The following is an 18,554-nucleotide window of genomic DNA, read 5'->3' on the forward strand; positions in this document are numbered from 1 at the left end:
GCCCGGCCTGCCAGCCCCGTCACTCGTTCTCGTGTTCCGCCACCCGATCGGCATAGCGGATATGGCCGGGACCAGAGGCACGCAGCCCGGGCTCCGGATCCACGCCGGTGATCCGCGCGTGCTCCACTATGGCGAAGCGGTCCGTCATGCCGGAGATGTAGTCGCAAACGATCCGCGCCAGCTTCTGCTCGTCGCCCTCGATCTCCTCCACATCCTTTCGCCACTGCTTCGGCAGGTAGTCGGGATGCTGCATGAAGATGGGGAACAGCTCCATGATGATCCGGGTGACCTTCTTGCGCATCTCCACCACCTCGGGGGCGCGGTACATGCGGTGGAAGAGGAATTCCCGGATGACCTTCAGGTCGGTCCAGACCCCGCCGGAAAACTGCACCATCGGGCGCCCCGCGGCGCGGACCTCCTCCACGCTGGCGGCATCCAGCTCCGCCAGGTTGGCGCGGCTCACGTCGATCACGTCGCCCACCAGCACGCCGAAGAACCGCCGCAGCGCCTCGTGCCGGCGGCGGTAGTAGTTCAGCCCGGGATACTTGCGATCCACCTCGGCGAAACAGTCGTGCAGGATCGGCAACTCCGACAGCTCGTCGGTGGAGAAGAGCTCGGCCCGAAGACCGTCGTGCAGGTCGTGGTTGTTGTAGGCGATGTCGTCGGACAGCGCCGCCACCTGCGCCTCTGCACTGGCGTGGGTATGCAGTTCCAGGTCATGCCGCGCATTGTAGGCCGCCAGCGCTGCGGGCACGGGACCCTCCACCGGGCCATTGTGCTTGGCGATCCCTTCCAGCGTTTCCCAGGTCAGGTTCAGCCCGTCCCATTCGGCATAGGTCCGTTCCAGGTTGGTGACGATGCGGATCGCCTGGGCGTTGTGGTCGAACCCGCCGAAGGGCGCCATCAGCTCATGCATGGCGTCCTCCCCGGTGTGACCGAAGGGCGTATGGCCCAGGTCATGGGCCAGCGCCACCGCCTCCGTCAGCTCCTGGTTCAGGCCAAGCGCACCGCAGATCGTCCGCGCCACCTGCCCCACCTCGATCGAATGGGTCAGCCGGGTACGGAAGTAGTCGCCCTCGTGTTCAATGAAGACCTGGGTCTTGTGCTTCAGACGCCGAAAGGCGGAGGCATGGATGATCCGGTCACGATCCCGCTGGAAGCAGGAGCGGAAGGCGCTTTCTTCTTCCGGGTAGAGGCGCCCCCGGGACTGCTCGGGGTCGGAGGCAAAACGCGCGCGCATGGCATGGTTCCTTCGGCTTCTTGTCGCCCTTTGTCCTTCTCCTTATATTGGCGGGGAAAGACATGCAAAATGTCTGGCAAATTCCCGGCGACTGCAATGGTTTGCCGCGCCAAAATTCCAGGAGAAATCCATGAACCTGCCCCCGAAAGTCACGGATCGCGCCTTCGACCGCCTGGCCGAGATCGGTGCCGATGGCCAGGCCCTGCGTGTCGCCGTCGAAGGCGGCGGCTGCTCCGGTTTCCAGTATGACATCAAGCTTGACGACGTGGCCGATGATGACCTTGTCCTCGAAGGCAAAGGCCAGCGGGTCGTGGTCGACCCGACCTCTCTTCCCTTCCTCGCCGGCGCGGTCATCGACTTCACCGAAGAGCTCATCGGCGCCCGCTTCGTGATCGAGAACCCCAATGCCACCTCCAGCTGCGGTTGCGGCACGTCGTTTTCGATCTGACGCCCCCCGAAGATCCCGAACGCAAGAGGGCCGGAAGCACTGCTTCCGGCCCTTTTCATTCAGAGGCTGCCTTGAAATGGCGACGACGCGGCCTTACTCGGCCGGGGCCGCCGGCTTGTCTGCACCATCCACGGCGGCAAGGGTCTTGTACCCGCCGGCGCGCACGACCATGCCACGGGCCAGCTGATCGTAGATCAGGTAAAGGCCGGATCCGATCACGATGGCAGAACCCAAGTAGATATTGCTGCTGGTATGCTCGCCAAAGACCACGGCGCCCAGGATGACCATCCAGACGAACTGCAGGTTCAGCAGCGGCGTGACGACATAGGCCGCCAGCAGCCGCAGCGACACGACCAGCACCCAACGGGCGATGAACAGCGTTCCCGCATAGGCGCCGACCCAGTAGATATCATGCAGGGGCATGGGCTTGTAGACGAAGGGCAGCGCCAGGGCCATCGTCACCGCCAGGGTCGCATTGGGCCAGAAGACCTGCGCCAGGGAATTGCTTTCGAATTTCCCGATGCGCCGCGCCATGACCATGGACAGCGTCCCGGATGCCGTCGCGCCGATCGCCACGACGTGGCCTGTCGCGATCGCATGCACCCCATCGGGGAACAGGCAGACGATACCGACGAACCCGGCCGCCAGGGCGAACCACACCGCGAGCGAGACCTTCTCGTTCAGAAGCGGGCCGGACAGGAGCCCCGCAAAGATCGGCATCAGGCCGATGAAGATGAAGACCTCTGCGAAATCCAGCAGCTTGAACGCATAGAAGTAGCAGACAGAGGCAATGACCGTCGCGACGGAGCGCACCGCCATGTCCAGCGGCCGCGACGTGCGCACCGCGTCGATCACCGCGCGGCCATCGGATTTGACCGCTTCGGCCCCCAAGCAGAAGACAGCAACCAGCACGCCGGAAATCACGTAGAGCTGGGGCGCCGCATAGCCGCCCGACAGGAATTTCGTGATCGCATCGGCCGAGGAAATGCAGGCGGTGTAGAACAGCACCAGCGCGACCCCGATCAGGGTCGCCTTGAGGGCCTGTTGCTTCTTCGTCGTCGGAAGTGTCAAGCGATGGCCCTCGTCAGGGGCGCCGCGACCGCCGCACGGGAGAACCCGGCGAAGAAGGCTTCGAAATCGGTGCAGGCGTCACGGGCCGCGTCGAGATGGGCAACCTCCGTCTCGTCCGCCAGGGAGGAAAGGATCGGATCCTCCATCCGCTGCCAGTCGCTGCTGCGGGCCTCGTCCAGCTCCAGAAGGCAGCGCGACATGCGGCGCAGCGGACCCGCAGGACGACGCGGCGCATAGAAACGGACGGAGCCTTCGGGGATGGGGGCAAGGAACGGATCGTCGCCGGCAGCGGCACGGGCCCAGTTCGTCACGAGGTACTCGTGATAGTCGTCATGCCCCATGGATCCCTCCCACGCGTCGACGGTGAACCCGTCTGTCTCGCGGCTCAACCAGGTTTCCCAGGCCCTGGGCGGGGTCAGACCTGCATGGCGCATGGCGACGCAGATTTCCGCCAGGAGGTCCGCATTGAGGTCAAGGTATGCCAGCGTTCCCGCGAAGTTAAGGCTTTCCCCAACGGAATGGGGCAATTGCACGGCATTTCTTCCATACTCGCTCAGGTAGAACAGGATATGGGTTAGTTCATAGGCAGCTTTCTTGTTCGGCAACATGAAAGTGCCCGTTCTGGAGGCGAAGGACATTAAACGATCGGTCAACTGATCGGAGCTTTCGCGGCTGTCACTGGGGTCGATTCCCCGGCGCAGCATCAGGCGACGCGCCTCGGCCCGTTGCAGGTCGGACAGTTCCGCCCCCGCCAGCCCCTGGGCCTGTGCCCAGTGCACCAGCGCCTCTGCCTTGCTCCCGGGCATGCCGAGCGCTTCGAGGTCGAGGCAGATCGAAAGATAGAAACGGTAGTACTGCGGAAAGAAGCCCATGCGCTTTTCGATCGTGGCATAGACCTCCTCGAAGGGGGCAAGCGCGGCGTCGGGCAGCGCGCCCGATGCGAGGGTCTGCCCCGTGCATTCGAGGATGTTCAGGACTTCTGCATTTTCCTTCAGCCAGAAGACGTCATCGACAGAACGACGTTCGCTGGCGAAGCGGTCGAGCAGGGCCGCGCGTCGCGCGGCCCGGCCCTGGCTCCGGGCGGGGAAGGTCAGTTGGACAATATTGGACATGGGTGATCCTTTCCGTCTGATCGCCGGCGGCTCTGGGCCATCGGCCTGGGTTGCGCTGCGATCAGACGGAAACGTCCTTTCTGGCGCTCCCCTGCCCGGTCCGGGCAAGTTTGCTCGGCTCTTGGAGCGGCTTACTTGGCCGCGCGAACCGGCGCGGCGGAGGAAGTGAACATCTCGGTCGCGTCGCCGGAGGCGGCTTCCGAGGTCACCGGAGCAGCGGAGGAGGTGAACATTTCGACTGCGTCGCCGGAGGCGGCTTCCGAGGTCACCGGGGCGGCGGAAGAGGTGAACATCTCGACTGCGTCACCGGAAGCAGCTTCCGAGGTCACCGGGGCGGCGGAAGAGGTGAACATTTCGACAGCGTCACCGGACGCGGCTTCCGAGGTCACCGGGGCGGCGGAGGAGGTGAACATCTCGACTGCGTCACCGGAGGCGGCTTCCGAGGTCACCGGAGCGGCGGCGGAGGTGAACATCTCGACTGCGTCACCGGAGGCGGCTTCCGAGGTCACCGGAGCGGCGGAAGAGGTGAACATCTCGACTGCGTCACCGGAGGCGGCTTCCGAGGTCACCGGAGCGGCGGAGGAGGTGAACATTTCGACTGCGTCACCGGAGGCGGCATCGAAGGACACGGGAGCGGCGGAGGAGGTGAACATTTCCAGGGCCGAACCACCCAGCAGATCAGCTTCTGCGCGAGGCGCAGCGCTGGAGGTGAACATCTCGGTCAGTTCGCCATTCAGCATGCTTTCTGCAGCGGACACACGAACGGCTTCGGCTTTCACCGATTTACGGATGGCAGACATCTTGATCTCCAAGTCGTTGAAAAGAAAGGACGAGTGAGATCAGGCTTGCACGACAATCGGGCGTTCGAAACAGATTTTTCACCGAATACGTGTCAACCGAAAGTTATTCACAATAACTTCTTGCGGCAAATAATTGCATCCAATCAAACAACTTAACGTTGCTGAAATTTTGACAGGCGTTTTCGCCTGCCCTCAAACGACGGAACATCTCGGGAACATGAAGGAGATTCGTCGCAGCACCTTCGCCGCGGGAACCACGAATCGCGTGAATCGCGCGCAACCAACGCAGCGGCTGGACAGCAGGGTCTCGAAGACGGAAAAGACCCGGGACATGCTACGTGGGCGCGAATTCCCGACAAAGGTGAAATACCGGACGCACACGGGGGCAACAGTTGCGCTATAGCGTCACAAAAGAAAGCAAAAAGGGTTCCGCCGATGAAATTGGCCACTTTCAACATCAACGGCATCAAGGCGCGGGCGGCTGCGCTGACCGACTGGCTGGACGAGGCGCAACCGGACGTCGCCGTCCTGCAGGAGATCAAGTCGATCGATGAGGCCTTCCCCCGAGAGCTTTTCGAGGAACGCGGCTACCAGGTCGAAACCCATGGCCAGAAAAGCTTCAACGGGGTCGCCATCCTGTCCAAACTGCCGCTGGAGGACGTCTCCCGCGGGCTTCCGGGTGATGACACGGATGAACAGGCCCGCTGGATCGAGGCGACTGTCGTGGGAGAGAAGACGGCGCTGCGGATCTGCGGCCTCTATCTGCCCAACGGCAACCCGGTGGAGCTTGACGAGGCGGGGCGCCCGATCGAAGGCGGCAAATACGCCTACAAGCTGGCCTGGATGGAACGCCTGCAACGGCGCGCCGAAGAGCTCCTGAAGACCGAAGAGCCCGCGGTGATGCTGGGCGATTACAACATCATTCCCCAGGCGGAGGATGCGGCAAATCCCAAGAAATGGGAGGGTGATGCGCTCTACCGGCCCGAAAGCCGCGCGGCCTGGCGGCGCATCCTGAACCTCGGCTACACCGAGATTTTCCGCACCCGCCATGCCGCCCCGGGGCACTACACATTCTGGGATTACCAGGCTGGCGCCTGGAACAAGAATGACGGCATCCGCATCGACCACATGCTGATGACCCCACAGTGTGCCGACCTCGTCAGCGACTGCGGCATCGACGCGGCGATCCGCGGGCGGCAGAAGCCCTCCGACCACGTGCCCCTATGGGCAGAGATCGCCCTCTGACGGCGACCAGTCGAGCGCCGGCGCCAGGGTCCTGCCGCCGGTCACGTCGTGCTCGTAGAGCCAGTCGAACTGATGCACGATGGATGTGGGCGCAAGGCTGCCGCCGATCCGCAGCGCCGCATGCGCGGCCATCCGCAGCGGCGGGAACCGCAGGTGGTATTTCCAGGCATTGCGGTTGGCCGTCCGGATCGCCCGGCTGGCACGGGGCCGCCGCAGCGCCTGGTACCGGGCCAGCGCGGTGGCCACCGAAGGCTGTTCGGGATCCATAAGGCAATCCGCCAGCACCCAGGCATCTTCCAGTGCCATGTTGGCCCCCTGCGCCAGGAAGGGCAGCGTCGGATGCGCGGCATCGCCCAGCAAGGCAGTGCTGCCCTGATGCCAGGACGGCGCAACCGCATGGCGATGCAGCCCCCACAGATTGACCTTTTCGACCCTGGCCAGCAGCTCGCGCACTTCGGGGCAGAAACGGGCAAAGGCACGGCGCAGGTTTTCCGGATCGTCCTCATGGCTCCAGCTGTCCGGCGCCCATTCGCGCCGTTCCTCCACGGCCACGATGTTGCGCAGGCGACCGCCCCGCAGGGGGTAGGTCACCAGGTGCCGCCCCGGCCCCATGTAGACCCGTGCCTCCGCGCCCGCCGGATCGCCGGGGGCAGCGGGCACGACCGCGCGCCAGCAAACCTGACCCGTGAACCTTGGCTTTGCGTCCCCCAGGATGGCGGCCCGCAACCTTGAATGCAGCCCATCCGCGCCCACGACAACCGCCGGGCGCATCCGGGCCCGGTTGGCGATCCGGACTTCGGGCTCCGCCCCCGTCGTCACGTCCTCGACCCGCTGCAGCATGCGCAGCCGCACACCGGCTTCCCGCGCACCATGGGCCAGGGCGCCGATCAGATCGGCCCGATGACACAGGTAGTAGCCGTTGCCCCCGCCGCTCTGGGCCAGGTCCATCCGGACAGCCGTGCGTCCGCCCGCATCCAGCAGGTGCACGGCTTCGCTCGCCATGCCGATCTGTTCGGGCCTGAGCCCAAGACCGCGCAGCACGGCCGACCCGTTGGGGCTGATCTGAAGGCCGGCGCCGACCTCGCGGATGCACTCCGCCTGTTCCAGCACCGTCACCTCCGCCCCGCGCAGCGCCAGCGCACGCGCCGCGGCGAGCCCGCCAATACCGGCTCCGATGATGGCTATCCTGCGCCCTTCTAGGGACCCGTCGGGGGACAAGGGCTCTCTCCTGTTCCTGCCGCGCGGGGCCCTGGCCTGCGCGCGGGTATTCCGATGACCCGGAAGGCGGGCGGAATCGCCGTGTCGCCGCGCCGGGCGGGGCGATATGGCGCCTTCCGCAGGGGTGATGCAAGCGGCAATGCCCGAAACGAACAACGCCGGGGCAGGCCCCGGCGTCGTCCATTTCTCATCGCGATGGTGTTGCGCCGGAGCGGGGTGCAGCTCCGCTCCGGCAAGACGGGATCGCCCCGAAAGACTGCCCCCGCCCCCGCATCTGGCCGTGTCCGGCTTGCCCGCTGCCGGACCGCCCTGCCACGACCGGAGCATCAGTCGTCGCGATGCACCTTCTCGCGGCGCTCGTGACGTTCCTGGGCTTCCAGGCTCATCGTCGCGATCGGGCGGGCATCCAGCCGTTTCAGGCTGATCGGCTCACCGGTCACTTCGCAATAACCATATTCGCCTTCGTCGATACGGCGCAGGGCTGCATCGATCTTGGCGACCAGCTTGCGCTGGCGGTCCCTGGTGCGCAGTTCAAGAGCCCGATCGGTCTCTTCGCTGGCACGGTCCGCAATATCAGGAATATTGCGGGTACTGTCTTTCATGCCTTCGATTGTATCGCGGCTGTCGGCAAGGAGATCCTCCTTCCACGACAAGAGTTTGCGGCGAAAATACTCCGTCTGCCGTTCATTCATGAACGGCTCGTCCTCTGCAGGACGATAGTCGTCTTCAAGGAAAGATTCTGCTTTCATCAGCGGCTCCCGAGCTAGTCCGTCGCCTGGCTGAGAGATGCCTCATCAGGCGGCAGGGTCCCCTTCGGAGGGCCTTAACGGGTTGGACCCCTCTTGTCACTACACAATCCGAGCGCGCGGCCGTATGGAAAGCCTGTTGAAGCCCTTGTGGCACAGGCACAATCCCGGCAGACGGCACGCCCGACGGCAGAGGGAAAGCTACGCTGCCGCAGGGACTTAGCTCACACATCGGTGATCTGCCCCCTCCGGCCCGCAAAGGCGCCCGCCCCTCCTGCACCGCTAAAATGCGAAAGGGTAATCCCCGCAACTTCCGACAAATTTGCTCAAATAGATTGCTTAACGTCGTGTATCGGCCGGTTAACGAAGCCCGTCCCGCCCCCGCGTCACATGCCAGCATGCTTGCCAAGCCCGGGCCGGACTTTTACCTCCGGAGGGAGACCAGAGGGAGAGGGCAGATGACGACACGCTTCGAAAGCACCGACGACTACGTCGCGACCGAGGATCTGACGGTTGCGGTCAACGCCGCCATCGTGCTGCAGCGGCCCCTGCTGGTGAAGGGCGAACCCGGCACCGGCAAGACCGAACTGGCCAGGCAGGTCGCCCAGAGCATCGGCGCCCCGATGATCGAATGGAACATCAAATCGACCACCCGCGCCCAGCAGGGGCTTTACGAATACGATGCCGTCTCCCGCCTGCGCGACAGCCAGCTGGGCGAGGAACGCGTTCATGACGTGGCCAATTACATTCGCCGCGGCAAGCTCTGGCAGGCCTTCGAGGCGGAGGAACGTGTCGTCCTGCTCATCGACGAGATCGACAAGGCCGATATCGAGTTTCCCAACGACCTGCTGCAGGAACTCGACAAGATGGAGTTCCACGTCTACGAGACGGGCGAAACGATCCGGGCCGTCAACCGGCCCATCGTCATCATTACCTCGAACAACGAAAAGGAACTGCCGGACGCATTCCTGCGGCGTTGTTTCTTCCACTACATCCGGTTCCCGGACATGGACACGATGCGCAAGATCGTCGAGGTCCACCACCCGGGCATCAAGGCCGATCTCCTCACGACCGCACTGACCCAGTTCTTTGAACTGAGGGAGATGCAGGGCCTCAAGAAGAAGCCTTCGACCTCCGAGGTTCTGGACTGGCTGAAGCTGCTGCTGGCAGAGGATCTGACCGCAGAGGACCTGCGGCGCGAGGGCGCCAATGCCCTGCCGAAGCTGCACGGTGCCTTGCTTAAGAATGAGCAGGATGTGCACCTCTTCGAACGCCTGGCCTTCATGGCGAGGGGTCAAAGGCGCTAGGCGCTCTCCCTTAGCGTTAGTGCCCGCCTGCCAAAGCGTCGTTCCCGCAGGCGTGATCCGGCCGTGTCGCGCAATTGCGCAATTTTCTTTGCCCTTCGCCCGTCATGCCGTAGGTCTTGTGTACAAGTGACTTCCGGAACGGCCATGACGATCGAGATCCGCCCGCTTGAGCCCCAGGACCGCGAGGCCTGGGAGAACCTCTGGCAGGGCTACCTGACATTCTACCAGACCACCCTGCCGCAGGGGATCTACGACCTGACCTTTTCGCGGCTGCTGGATCCCGCACGCCCACAGTTCGCCCTGCTCGCCTGGCGGAGCGGGATGCCGGTGGGCCTGGTGCACTACCTCTTCCATGTCCACAACTGGTACGATGCGGATATCTGCTACCTGCAGGATCTCTTCGCCACGCCCGAGGCCCGGGGCAGCGGCGTCGGCCGCGCCCTGATCGAGGCGGTGCGCGAACGCGCGCAGGCAGCCGGAAGCGCCGGCGTCTACTGGATGACCCAGCAGGGCAATGCCACCGCGCAGAAGCTCTATGACCGGATGGCCACCAAGACCGATTTCATCATCTACGAGATGGAGAAAGCATGATCAGACGTTCCCTCGCCTCCCTGTCGCCCGCCCTGCCCCGCTTGCGCAGCCTCGGCCTGGCCTGTCTGGTCATTCCGATGGTCGCATCCACCTCGGGCTGCATGGCGCCGACACCGGACGCGGCGGCAACGCCGACCCGCGCGGCCCAGACCTTCCCGGCCCTGCCCCCGATGAAGGTCTTCCCGGCCGCCTCGCCTATGCCGATGCCGCGCATCGCCAACTCCGACCTGGCGCGCGATTTCATCGACCTCAGCTTCAACCTTGAATCCGGCCGGCCCCTGCCTGTCTTCACCCGGTTCGAAGGCCCGATCCGCATCGGCCTCACCGGCAATGTCCCCCCGGGGCTGGCCCGCGATCTTGATCAGGTCATCGGCCGCATCCGGCGCGAGGCCGGGATCGACATCGCCCGCCTGCCCACCGGCAAGACCGGCAACCTGACGATCAATGCCGTCAGCGGCGCCCAGATCCGCAACCAGCTGCCAGAGGCCGCCTGCTTCGTCGTGCCCGGCATTTCCCGCTTGTCGGAATACCGCGGCGCCCGGCGCCAGGGCCGCACCGACTGGGCCCAGCTCAGGCAGCGCGACCGCCTCGCGATCTTCGTGCCCTCCGACGCGGCGCCCCAGGAACTGCGCGATTGCCTGCACGAGGAACTGGCCCAGTCCCTCGGCCCGCTCAACGATCTCTATCGGCTGCCCTACAGCACCTTCAACGATGACAACATCCAGACCGTGCTGACCGGCTTCGACATGATGATGCTGCGGATCACCTACGCGCCGGAGCTTCATTCCGGCATGACCCGGCAAGAGGTCGCGGCGCGGCTGCCCGGCATCCTCGCCCGGCTCAACCCGGGTGGCGCCAGCGCCCCCGCGCATCCGCTGCCCGAAACGCCCCAGACCTGGGTGCGTGCCGTCTCCCTGGCCCTGGCCCCGGGCGGATCGGCCTCCACCCGCATTCGCGGCGCACATCAGGCCCTGGCGATCGCACAGTCCAGCGGCTGGACCGATCAGCGCCTCGCCTTCGCCTACTACATCCTCGGCCGCCTGCTTCAGGTGCGCGACCCCGCCCAGGCCGAAACCTACCTGGAACAGGCGCATGCCATCTACTCCAGCCGCCCCGAAACCCGCATCCACGCCGCCCACACCGCCGTGCAACTTGCGGCCCATGCGCTTTCCCTCGGGGACGGGGCAAAGGCCCTGCGCCTGCTTCAGGGCCGGGATACCGTCGCCAAGCTGCACCAGAACGCGGTCCTTCTCGCCAACATCGAAATGCTGCGCGCCGAGGCGCTGGAAATGACCGGCCACAAGGACCAGGCCCGCTCCGTCCGGCTGGACTCCCTTGGCTGGGCACGCTACGGCTTCGGTCCGGATTGGGCCGTGCGCGCCCGCCTGCAGGAAATCGACGCGCTCGCAGGGCTCACCGCCCGCAGCTGAGCCCTGCCCGCACCCGCACGGCACCAGGTGAACAGCAGGGGGAGTGGCATGTTCGCACTTGCAGGTTTGGTGATCGGCGCCATCTTCGGCGCGTTGCGCGCCCGCAGACGTGGCGGCAACACCAAGGACATGTTCCAATATGCGGCCGTACATGCCATCCTCTTCGGACTGGCGGGGCTCTTCCTGACGCTCTTCGTGCATCGCGCACTGGTCTGACGCGACCCCGCCCCTGACGACCGGGAGGCGGCCATGTTCATTCCCTTCTTCGAAGCGCTGCGTCAGCACGCGGTCCCCGTGTCGCTGCGCGAATACCTCACCTTCCTGGAAGCGCTGAAGGCCGGGCTCGTCACCTACGACCCGGAAGGGTTCTACTACCTCGCCCGCGCCGCCATGGTGAAGGACGAACGCAACATCGACCGCTTCGACCGTGCCTTCGCCGCAGCTTTCTCAGGGTTGGAGGAGATCAGCTTCGAACAGGTCATCGAAGCGGTGGAAATCCCCGGCGACTGGCTGCGTTCCATGGCCGAAAAGCATCTGAGCGAAGAGGAAAAGGCCCAGATCGAGGCGCTTGGCGGCTTCGACAAGCTGATGGAAACCCTCAAGCAGCGGCTGGAGGAACAAAAGGAGCGCCACCAGGGCGGCAACAAGTGGATCGGCACGGGCGGCACTTCGCCCTTCGGCGCCGACGGCTACAACCCCGAAGGCGTGCGCATCGGCCAGAAGGAAAGCCGCCACCGCCGCGCGGTCAAGGTCTGGGACAAGCGGGAGTTCCGCGATTTCGACGACACCCAGGAACTGGGCACCCGCAACATCAAGGTCGCGCTGAAACGCCTGCGCAAATGGGCCCGCGACGGCGCGCATGAAGAGCTCGACCTCGACGGCACCATCCGCGCCACCGCCGAACACGGCTACCTCGACGTGCAGACCCGCCCCGAACGGCGCAACGCGGTGAAGGTGCTGCTGTTCCTCGACGTGGGCGGCTCCATGGACGATCACATCAAGGTGGTGGAAGAGCTCTTCTCCGCCGCCCGGGCAGAGTTCAAGCACCTCGAACATTACTACTTCCACAACTGCCTCTACGAAGGCCTCTGGCGCAACAATGCCCGCCGCTGGACCGAACAGATCCCGACATGGGAGGTGCTGCGCACCTATGGCGCCGACTACAAGTGCATCTTCGTCGGCGACGCCTCCATGTCGCCCTACGAAATCGCCTACCCCGGTGGCGCCAACGAACACTGGAACGCCGAGGCCGGCCAGACTTGGCTGCAGCGCGCGCGCGAACACTGGCCCGACCACATCTGGATCAACCCGGTGCCACCCAAGTACTGGGACTACACCCATTCCATCGGCATGATCCGGGAGATCTTCGAAGATCGCATGGTGCCCATGACCCTTCAGGGCCTGGACCAGGGCATGCGCGACCTCCTGCGCTGACGCGATCAGGAACTCCCGGCGGGTCGGGCCCGTTGTTTCCATGAACTGAAGCAAAGGAGTTTCCCATGATCCGCAAGACAGCCTCCGCCCGCTGGTCCGGCACCATCACCAAGGGCACCGGCCATATCTCGACCCAGTCCGGCGCGCTGTCGGATCAGCCCTACGGGTTCAACACGCGCTTCGGCGACGAACCGGGCACCAACCCCGAAGAACTGATTGGCGCGGCCCAAGCCGGCTGCTTCACCATGGCGCTCTCCAAGGTGCTGGAAGAGGCAGGCATGGTTGCCGACAAGCTGGAAACCAAGGCCACGGTGAAGATGGACAAGGGCGACGACGGCTTCTCCATCACCGGCATCGACCTGGTGCTGGAGGCCGCGATCCCCGGCGCAGACGCGGCAAAATTCCAGGAAGCGGCGAAAACCGCCAAGGAAACCTGCCCCGTGTCCCGCCTGCTCGCTGCGGCGGAAATCACGCTGGAAGCCAGGCTGGTCTGATACTCGCACCCCGGTCGCCTGCGCACCCACGCGCAGCGGCCCGGCAATTGCCCCGATGACGGTGCGTGCAAACACGCACTCCGCAACGCCCCGCCCCTGCAGGTTTCATCAGGCCGGGACGTCGCTTTCCTCTCGACCTCCGCCGCCGGATCACGTTTTCTGGTGGCGGAGGCCCCGAATGTCGACCCTGCGCCAGCTCTGGAAACAGCACCCCCTCGCCACCGCCGGTTTCGCCGCCGGGCTGGCCATCACGCTGTTCTTCGTGGTCCGGACCCTGCTCTTCGCCGCCTACTGGGCCGATCACCAGCGGTTGGAGCCCGAGGCCTGGATGACCCCCGGCTACATCGCCCACTCCTGGCACCTGCCGGTCGAAGAGGTCGCGGCCCAGCTTGGCATCACCGAGCGTCCCCCGGGCAAGCCGCCCACCATCGCCGATATCGCCCGCGCCAGCGGCGAGACCGAAGCCGCCCTGCTCGCCCGCCTTTCCACCTGGCTCGAAACCGCCTCGGGGCCGCGCCCGTGACAGAGTGGTTCGTCGCGGCGCTGGTCACCTGGGGGCTGCCATTGCTGGGCATCGGCACCTTCCTGTCCTGCCTCGCCCTGCCCATCCCCACCTCGGTGATGATGCTCACGGCAGGCGCCTTCGCTGCCTCGGGCGATCTTGCGCTGCCCGGCGTCATGATCGCGGCCTTCATCGGGGCCGTCCTGGGCGACCAGGCAGGCTACCAGATCGCCCGCTCCGCCTTCGAAAAGCTTGAACCGCGCTTCGCCAACCGCGCCTCCGCCCGCGACGCCATGGCCCGCGCGCGCCATTTCCTCGACAATCGCGGGGTCGTGGCCGTCTTCCTCTCCCGCTGGCTGGTGTCCCCGCTGGGGCCCTACGTGAACTTCGCCGCAGGCGCCGCCCGCATGCCGCGCGGCGCCTTCTCCCTCGGCAGCGTGACCGGAGAGGCCACCTGGGTCCTGGCCTACGTCGGCCTGGGCTACAGCTTCGCCGCCTCCATCGGCACCGTTGCGGAACTCGCCTCCGACCTCTCCGGCATGCTCGCCGGTCTCGTGCTGATGACCATCTTCGGCCTCTGGCTGCGGCGTGCCCTGCGCAAGGCCCGCGTGGCGCATGCCCGTGACGATGGCGGCACCCTGCCCCGCAGCGGCCCGGGCGGGTGACGGGATGCAACCAACCACCTTGCCACGCCTCTCCCCTGCCCACATATCGGTGCCATGCTGAAGTTCACCCCGATCCTGCTTGCCGTGCTCTACGGTCTCGTCGTCTGGCGCTTCTCGGCCTGGCGGCTGAAGGCCCAGCTCGACCAACGCTCCGCCGAACTGGTGGAACCCGGGTTGAGGGAGCTGACCGCCCGCATGGCCACGGCGCTCGACCTGCCGCGGATCAAGGTGCACCTCTACGACATTCCGGCGATCAACGGGCTGGCCGCGCCCGACGGGCGGATCTTTCTGACCCGGGGCTTCCTCGAAGCCTACCGCGCCGGACGCGTCACGGCAGAGGAACTGGCCTCGGTCATCGCGCACGAACTGGGGCACGTTGCCCTCGGCCACTCCCGCCGCCGGATGATCGACTTCTCCGGTCAGAATGCCCTGCGGGTCGGTCTGGCCGCCATCCTGGGCCGCTTCATCCCGGGCCTCGGCCCGATGATCGCCAATGCCGCCATGTCGCTTCTGGCCGCGCGCCTCTCGCGCAGTGACGAATACGAGGCCGATGCCTATGCCGCAGCCCTGCTGACCAAGGCCGGCATCGGCACCGCCCCGCAGGTTTCCCTGCTGCAGAAGCTGGAACACCTCACCGGCTCGACGGGCGCGGGCCGCCCCGCCTGGCTCATGAGCCACCCCAAGACCGACGCCCGCGTCGCCGCCATCGCAAAGCTCGACGCGCGCTGGACCGGAGCCTGACTTCCCCGGGCTCCCAGAAAGGAAGACCATGAAATACTCCCTCCTCGACCTCGCCCCGATCCCCGAGGGCAGCACCGCCGCCGACGCCATCGCCAATTCCGTGGCGCTCGCACAACGCGCCGAAGAGCTGGGCTATCACCGGCACTGGCTGGCCGAACACCACAACATGCCCGGCATCGCCTCCTCGGCCACGGCCGTCATGATCGGCCATATCGCGGGCCAGACGAAACGGATCCGCGTCGGATCGGGCGGCATCATGCTGCCCAACCACTCGCCGCTGACGGTGGCCGAACAATTCGGCACGCTCGCCACGATCTACCCCGGCCGCATCGACCTCGGCCTGGGCCGCGCACCCGGCACCGACATGGCCACCGCCCGCGCCCTGCGCCGCCACATGGCCGGTGCCGAGGATCACTTCCCCCGCGATGTCGGCGAACTGCTGGCCTATCTCGGTGACCCGCAGGAGGGACAGTCCCTCCACGCCGTGCCGGGCGAAAGCACCCATGTGCCGGTCTGGATCCTCGGCTCCTCGCTCTACGGCGCGCAGCTGGCGGCCCAGGCGGGCCTGCCCTATGCCTTCGCCTCCCACTTCGCCCCCGATGCGCTGGATCAGGCGGTGGAGGTCTACCGGCGCGGCTTCCGCCCGTCGGAATGGCTCGAAAAGCCCTATTTCATGCTGGCGATGAACGTCTACGCGGCGCCGACAGAGGAAGAGGCGCTCTTCCTCAAGACCTCGATGCAGCAAGGGTTCGCGCGGTTGCGCACCGGCATGCCCGGCAAGCTGCCCCGCCCGGTGGAGGTGATCGAGGACCACGTGCCGCCCGCCCTGCTGGCCCAGGTCGAACGCGCCTTCCGCGTTTCGGCCACCGGCACGCCGGAAATGGTCCGCCGCCAGATCGCGGATTTCCTCGAACAATATGAACCGGACGAGGTGATCATCGCAGGCCAGATCCACGATCACGGCGCGCGCATGCGCAGCTACGAGATCGCAGCAGAGCAGCTGAAGGCCCTGGGCGCCGTGCCCAGCTGAGATGGCGGGAGGGGGGCGCTGCCCCCCGCGCGTGCCGCGCTCCCCCCGGAGTATTTTCGGCCCGGTGAGAGAGCATGGCCCGTGCGCCCCGGAGGCAGCGAAGCGCAACCTGCCCGGCCGGGCGGAGCACCCGGGACGGCGCTGTTTCCTGTGATTATTCGATGGCCGGAAATATTCCCGCCGGAGGCATCGGCCGCAGGCCGACCTCAGCCCTCCAGCCGCTCCAGCGCCTTGCCGGTGCGCGGAAGGCGCGCCTTGCGCATCAGTGCCCGCATCGTCCAGTCCTCGCCGGAGAGCTGCCGCGCGGTAGCCAGCACCCGCGCCCCGATCTCTGCCATGACATCGGGCGCAGCTTCGGTGAAGCCCTGCAGCAGCCCATCGGGATCGGCGCGGCTCACCCCTTCTTCCGCCAGGATATGGCGGGGAAAATCCTTGGCATTGGCGGTGACGATTACGTCGGCAGAGCTGGACACCGCCAGCGCCAGCACATGCAGGTCGTTCGGATCGGGCAGCCAGAGGCGCTGTTCGATCCCGGGCCGGGTCTCGGCCCGGGCCTTCGGGAAGGCGGCCTCCGCCAGGACGATCTCGCCCCGCGCCTGGGCCTCGACTTCCGGGCCGAACTTGCGACCCGTCAGCGCCCATTCCTCCAGCAGCCGGGCGGACCAGACGGGCTGGTAAAGCCCCGCCCGCGCCGCACCCAGCAGCATTTCCCGCATCACCGTCGGGTAGAGGACGCAGGCGTCAAGGACCGCCTTCACAGCCGGAAGAACAGCGACTTCAGGTAGCCGCTCTCCGCCAGCTGCGGGTGCATCGGGTGGTCCGGCCCGGCAAAGCCGGTGTGGATCAGCGCCGCATCGCGCCCGGCACGGCCGATGCCGCGGATCGAGGCGGTGCGGAACTTCGCCAGGTCCGCCGCTTGGGAGCAGGAGCAGAGCCCGAGGAAACCGCCCTCGGCCACCAGCGGCGCGGCGAGCTTCGCCACCCGCTCATAGGCGCGCAGACCCGCATCCAGCGCCTGCCGGTTCGGCGCGAAGGCCGGCGGGTCGCAGATCATCACCTCGAACCTTTCGCCCTCGGCCGCCAGCGCCTCCAGCGTGGCGAAGGCATCGCCCTGCCGCGTGGCGAAGCGGTCGCCCGCGCCCATGGCACCTGCCCCCTTCGCCGCCAGCTCCAGCGCCGGGGCGGATCCGTCGACTGCCAGGGCAGAGGTCGCACCGCCTGCAAGACAGGCCAGGCCGAAGCCGCCCACATGGCTGAAGACGTCAAGCACTCGACCACCCTTGGCCAGCCGCGCCGCGAAGGCATGGTTCGGCCGCTGGTCGTAGAAGAGCCCGGTCTTCTGCCCGCCCGTGACGTCGGCCATGTAAGTCGCGCCGTTCATCTGCACCGGCACCGGCGCATCCGGCGCCGTGCCCGCCAGAACGCCCGACACATCGTCCAGCCCTTCCAGCCCGCGCGCCCGGCCAGAGGCGCTTTTCAGCACATTGCGCACCCCGGTGACCGACACCAGCGCGGCGCTCAGCGCCTCGATCCGCGTATCGGCCCAGGCCGCGTTCGGCTGGATCACCGCCGTATCGCCGAAGCGGTCGATGATCACGCCCGGCAGGCCATCGGCCTCGGCATGGATCAGCCGGTAGAAGGGCGCATCGAACAACACCTCGCGCATCCGCAGGGCGCGGGTCAGCCTTGCGGCGAACCAGGCCTTGTCCGGCCCGCCTTCGGGCAGGGCGGCATCGGCGCGGTCCAGTACCCGGGCGAAGATCCGGCTGGCCGGGTTCACCGCCACCAGCGCCAGCGGCTGCCGCTCGGCATCCTCCAGCAGGGCAATGCTCCCCGGCGCCAGCGCCTTGGTGCGCCGGTCGGTGACAAGCTCGTTGTCGTAGACCCAGGGGAACCCATGCCGGATCTTCCGGGCATCGGACTTGGGTTTCAGGCGAATAGACGGAAAAGAGGAGGATGGCTGCATGGCCACCCTCCTATAGGTCTTCCCTGAATTGGGGAAGTCGGGAACGACAGAATGTCGCCTGTGGACGCGCAGGGCAGTGGCCCGCGCGAATTCGTCAAATCTCGTCTTGAAGCCCGGGGAAGGCCAGGACCTCTGCCGCCGGCCATTGCAGCTCTTCCCGGGCGCGGAACATCGGCATCATCAGCCATTCCTGTCCGGTCAGCGGATCGCGGATCACCTCCAGCTCCAGCGGCTGGATGCAGCGCCACCGCGCCCCCTGCAGCCGAGGCCCGCTCCGGACCCCGCGCGGAAGGGGCTTGGCAGTCGTGCCCTGCGGGGCCACACTGCGGCTCACGATCCGATAAGTCATTCTACCCTCCGGCACTTCTGTGCCCGTGCTTCTTGCAACTACGCTTTTGCATGGGAAAGCAGGCTGAAATGCGGCAAGCTGACGGCAAGCCCAAGGAGATGTGTACAGGCCCGTAGATTTCCCGCCGTCTTTCACGGCGCGCTACGAGCTGCTGTTTTACCCGTG

At 66.2% G+C, this 18,554-nt stretch carries 21 protein-coding genes; 12 read left to right on the top strand and 9 right to left on the bottom strand.

Going from position 1 to position 18,554, the window contains the following annotated elements:
* Positions 1-19: 19 nt before the first annotated feature.
* The gene (locus tag AC2IR1_RS14295) at positions 20-1,240 is read right to left on the bottom strand and encodes a deoxyguanosinetriphosphate triphosphohydrolase (RefSeq protein ID WP_486472640.1); all 1,221 of its coding nucleotides are present in this window, start codon (positions 1,238-1,240) and stop codon (positions 20-22) included.
* A gap of 130 nt (positions 1,241-1,370) precedes the next feature.
* Here AC2IR1_RS14295 and AC2IR1_RS14300 point away from each other — a divergent pair, with 130 nt between their 5' ends.
* A complete protein-coding gene (locus AC2IR1_RS14300) occupies positions 1,371-1,688 on the top strand; it encodes a HesB/IscA family protein (protein WP_486472641.1) in 318 nt (105 codons plus the stop codon).
* Between the two features lie 93 nt (positions 1,689-1,781).
* On the opposite strand, the gene AC2IR1_RS14305 is transcribed toward AC2IR1_RS14300, so the two are convergent.
* The 3 genes from AC2IR1_RS14305 to AC2IR1_RS14315 all read right to left on the bottom strand — a co-directional run bounded on the left by AC2IR1_RS14305 (position 1,782) and on the right by AC2IR1_RS14315 (position 4,671).
* Complete coding sequence (locus AC2IR1_RS14305) at positions 1,782-2,759, bottom strand: DMT family transporter (protein WP_486472642.1); 978 nt, start codon at positions 2,757-2,759, stop codon at positions 1,782-1,784.
* A complete protein-coding gene (locus AC2IR1_RS14310; protein ID WP_486472643.1) occupies positions 2,756-3,871 on the bottom strand; it encodes a DUF6902 family protein in 1,116 nt (371 codons plus the stop codon). Before AC2IR1_RS14310 ends, AC2IR1_RS14305 begins: the two co-directional genes overlap by 4 nt.
* 131 nt (positions 3,872-4,002) lie before the next feature.
* Positions 4,003-4,671 carry a hypothetical protein gene (locus AC2IR1_RS14315; protein ID WP_486472644.1) on the bottom strand — a complete coding sequence of 223 codons (669 nt, stop codon included), beginning with the start codon at positions 4,669-4,671 and terminating at the stop codon, positions 4,003-4,005.
* 435 nt (positions 4,672-5,106) lie between these two features.
* Here AC2IR1_RS14315 and xth point away from each other — a divergent pair, with 435 nt between their 5' ends.
* Positions 5,107-5,916, top strand: a complete 810-nt coding sequence (xth, locus tag AC2IR1_RS14320) for an exodeoxyribonuclease III (RefSeq protein WP_486472645.1) — start codon at positions 5,107-5,109, stop codon at positions 5,914-5,916.
* Here the strand turns inward: xth and AC2IR1_RS14325 are convergent.
* A complete protein-coding gene (locus AC2IR1_RS14325) occupies positions 5,893-7,134 on the bottom strand; it encodes an FAD-dependent monooxygenase (RefSeq protein WP_486472646.1) in 1,242 nt (413 codons plus the stop codon). The two genes, xth and AC2IR1_RS14325, sit on opposite strands and share 24 nt — an antisense overlap.
* 326 nt (positions 7,135-7,460) lie before the next feature.
* On the bottom strand, positions 7,461-7,883 hold the full coding sequence (gene dksA, locus AC2IR1_RS14330; RefSeq protein ID WP_486472647.1) for an RNA polymerase-binding protein DksA: 423 nt from the start codon (positions 7,881-7,883) through the stop codon (positions 7,461-7,463).
* A gap of 455 nt (positions 7,884-8,338) precedes the next feature.
* On the opposite strand from dksA, the gene AC2IR1_RS14335 reads away from it, so the two are divergent.
* The 10 genes from AC2IR1_RS14335 to AC2IR1_RS14380 all read left to right on the top strand — a co-directional run bounded on the left by AC2IR1_RS14335 (position 8,339) and on the right by AC2IR1_RS14380 (position 16,074).
* Entirely contained in the window at positions 8,339-9,187 is an 849-nt protein-coding gene (locus AC2IR1_RS14335; protein WP_486472648.1) for an AAA family ATPase, read from the top strand.
* 144 nt (positions 9,188-9,331) lie between these two features.
* Positions 9,332-9,778 carry a GNAT family N-acetyltransferase gene (locus AC2IR1_RS14340; RefSeq protein ID WP_486472649.1) on the top strand — a complete coding sequence of 149 codons (447 nt, stop codon included), beginning with the start codon at positions 9,332-9,334 and terminating at the stop codon, positions 9,776-9,778.
* Positions 9,775-11,208, top strand: coding sequence for a DUF2927 domain-containing protein (locus AC2IR1_RS14345; protein ID WP_486472650.1), 1,434 nt, complete (start codon positions 9,775-9,777; stop codon positions 11,206-11,208). Before AC2IR1_RS14340 ends, AC2IR1_RS14345 begins: the two co-directional genes overlap by 4 nt.
* A gap of 48 nt (positions 11,209-11,256) precedes the next feature.
* Positions 11,257-11,424 (top strand): hypothetical protein, encoded by a 168-nt coding sequence (locus tag AC2IR1_RS14350; protein WP_486472651.1) that lies wholly within the window; start codon positions 11,257-11,259, stop codon positions 11,422-11,424.
* 33 nt (positions 11,425-11,457) lie between these two features.
* Complete coding sequence (locus tag AC2IR1_RS14355; RefSeq protein ID WP_486472652.1) at positions 11,458-12,642, top strand: vWA domain-containing protein; 1,185 nt, start codon at positions 11,458-11,460, stop codon at positions 12,640-12,642.
* 65 nt (positions 12,643-12,707) lie between these two features.
* A complete protein-coding gene (locus AC2IR1_RS14360; RefSeq protein WP_486472653.1) occupies positions 12,708-13,136 on the top strand; it encodes an OsmC family protein in 429 nt (142 codons plus the stop codon).
* A gap of 178 nt (positions 13,137-13,314) precedes the next feature.
* Positions 13,315-13,659, top strand: a complete 345-nt coding sequence (locus tag AC2IR1_RS14365) for a hypothetical protein (protein ID WP_486472654.1) — start codon at positions 13,315-13,317, stop codon at positions 13,657-13,659.
* Positions 13,656-14,303, top strand: coding sequence for a DedA family protein (locus AC2IR1_RS14370; protein ID WP_486472655.1), 648 nt, complete (start codon positions 13,656-13,658; stop codon positions 14,301-14,303). Before AC2IR1_RS14365 ends, AC2IR1_RS14370 begins: the two co-directional genes overlap by 4 nt.
* A gap of 54 nt (positions 14,304-14,357) precedes the next feature.
* Positions 14,358-15,044, top strand: coding sequence for a M48 family metalloprotease (locus tag AC2IR1_RS14375; RefSeq protein ID WP_486472656.1), 687 nt, complete (start codon positions 14,358-14,360; stop codon positions 15,042-15,044).
* A 28-nt stretch (positions 15,045-15,072) separates the two neighbouring features.
* On the top strand, positions 15,073-16,074 hold the full coding sequence (locus tag AC2IR1_RS14380) for an LLM class flavin-dependent oxidoreductase (protein WP_486472657.1): 1,002 nt from the start codon (positions 15,073-15,075) through the stop codon (positions 16,072-16,074).
* Between the two features lie 206 nt (positions 16,075-16,280).
* Here AC2IR1_RS14380 and AC2IR1_RS14385 read toward each other — a convergent pair whose 3' ends face one another.
* The 3 genes from AC2IR1_RS14385 to AC2IR1_RS14395 form a co-directional block, all read right to left on the bottom strand.
* A complete protein-coding gene (locus tag AC2IR1_RS14385; protein WP_486472658.1) occupies positions 16,281-16,832 on the bottom strand; it encodes an RSP_2648 family PIN domain-containing protein in 552 nt (183 codons plus the stop codon).
* Entirely contained in the window at positions 16,829-18,040 is a 1,212-nt protein-coding gene (locus AC2IR1_RS14390) for an RSP_2647 family RNA methyltransferase (RefSeq protein ID WP_486472659.1), read from the bottom strand. The genes AC2IR1_RS14385 and AC2IR1_RS14390 overlap by 4 nt, the downstream gene beginning before the upstream one ends.
* A 94-nt stretch (positions 18,041-18,134) precedes the next feature.
* The gene (locus AC2IR1_RS14395; protein ID WP_486472660.1) at positions 18,135-18,389 is read right to left on the bottom strand and encodes a hypothetical protein; all 255 of its coding nucleotides are present in this window, start codon (positions 18,387-18,389) and stop codon (positions 18,135-18,137) included.
* Positions 18,390-18,554: the final 165 nt, after the last annotated feature.

Source organism: Pseudooceanicola sp. NS-SX8 (assembly GCF_057380755.1).

What these genes read in the sequence shown, in the direction of transcription:
- AC2IR1_RS14295 (WP_486472640.1), bottom strand. Translation starts at nt 1,240, where the DNA reads ATGCGCGCGCGTTTTGCCTCCGACCCCGAGCAGTCCCGGGGGCGCCTC.
- AC2IR1_RS14300 (WP_486472641.1), top strand. Translation starts at nt 1,371, where the DNA reads ATGAACCTGCCCCCGAAAGTCACGGATCGCGCCTTCGACCGCCTGGCC.
- AC2IR1_RS14310 (WP_486472643.1), bottom strand. Translation starts at nt 3,871, where the DNA reads ATGTCCAATATTGTCCAACTGACCTTCCCCGCCCGGAGCCAGGGCCGG.
- AC2IR1_RS14315 (WP_486472644.1), bottom strand. Translation starts at nt 4,671, where the DNA reads ATGTCTGCCATCCGTAAATCGGTGAAAGCCGAAGCCGTTCGTGTGTCC.
- xth (WP_486472645.1), top strand. Translation starts at nt 5,107, where the DNA reads ATGAAATTGGCCACTTTCAACATCAACGGCATCAAGGCGCGGGCGGCT.
- dksA (WP_486472647.1), bottom strand. Translation starts at nt 7,883, where the DNA reads ATGAAAGCAGAATCTTTCCTTGAAGACGACTATCGTCCTGCAGAGGAC.
- AC2IR1_RS14335 (WP_486472648.1), top strand. Translation starts at nt 8,339, where the DNA reads ATGACGACACGCTTCGAAAGCACCGACGACTACGTCGCGACCGAGGAT.
- AC2IR1_RS14340 (WP_486472649.1), top strand. Translation starts at nt 9,332, where the DNA reads ATGACGATCGAGATCCGCCCGCTTGAGCCCCAGGACCGCGAGGCCTGG.
- AC2IR1_RS14345 (WP_486472650.1), top strand. Translation starts at nt 9,775, where the DNA reads ATGATCAGACGTTCCCTCGCCTCCCTGTCGCCCGCCCTGCCCCGCTTG.
- AC2IR1_RS14350 (WP_486472651.1), top strand. Translation starts at nt 11,257, where the DNA reads ATGTTCGCACTTGCAGGTTTGGTGATCGGCGCCATCTTCGGCGCGTTG.
- AC2IR1_RS14355 (WP_486472652.1), top strand. Translation starts at nt 11,458, where the DNA reads ATGTTCATTCCCTTCTTCGAAGCGCTGCGTCAGCACGCGGTCCCCGTG.
- AC2IR1_RS14360 (WP_486472653.1), top strand. Translation starts at nt 12,708, where the DNA reads ATGATCCGCAAGACAGCCTCCGCCCGCTGGTCCGGCACCATCACCAAG.
- AC2IR1_RS14365 (WP_486472654.1), top strand. Translation starts at nt 13,315, where the DNA reads ATGTCGACCCTGCGCCAGCTCTGGAAACAGCACCCCCTCGCCACCGCC.
- AC2IR1_RS14375 (WP_486472656.1), top strand. Translation starts at nt 14,358, where the DNA reads ATGCTGAAGTTCACCCCGATCCTGCTTGCCGTGCTCTACGGTCTCGTC.
- AC2IR1_RS14380 (WP_486472657.1), top strand. Translation starts at nt 15,073, where the DNA reads ATGAAATACTCCCTCCTCGACCTCGCCCCGATCCCCGAGGGCAGCACC.
- AC2IR1_RS14390 (WP_486472659.1), bottom strand. Translation starts at nt 18,040, where the DNA reads ATGCAGCCATCCTCCTCTTTTCCGTCTATTCGCCTGAAACCCAAGTCC.
- AC2IR1_RS14395 (WP_486472660.1), bottom strand. Translation starts at nt 18,389, where the DNA reads ATGACTTATCGGATCGTGAGCCGCAGTGTGGCCCCGCAGGGCACGACT.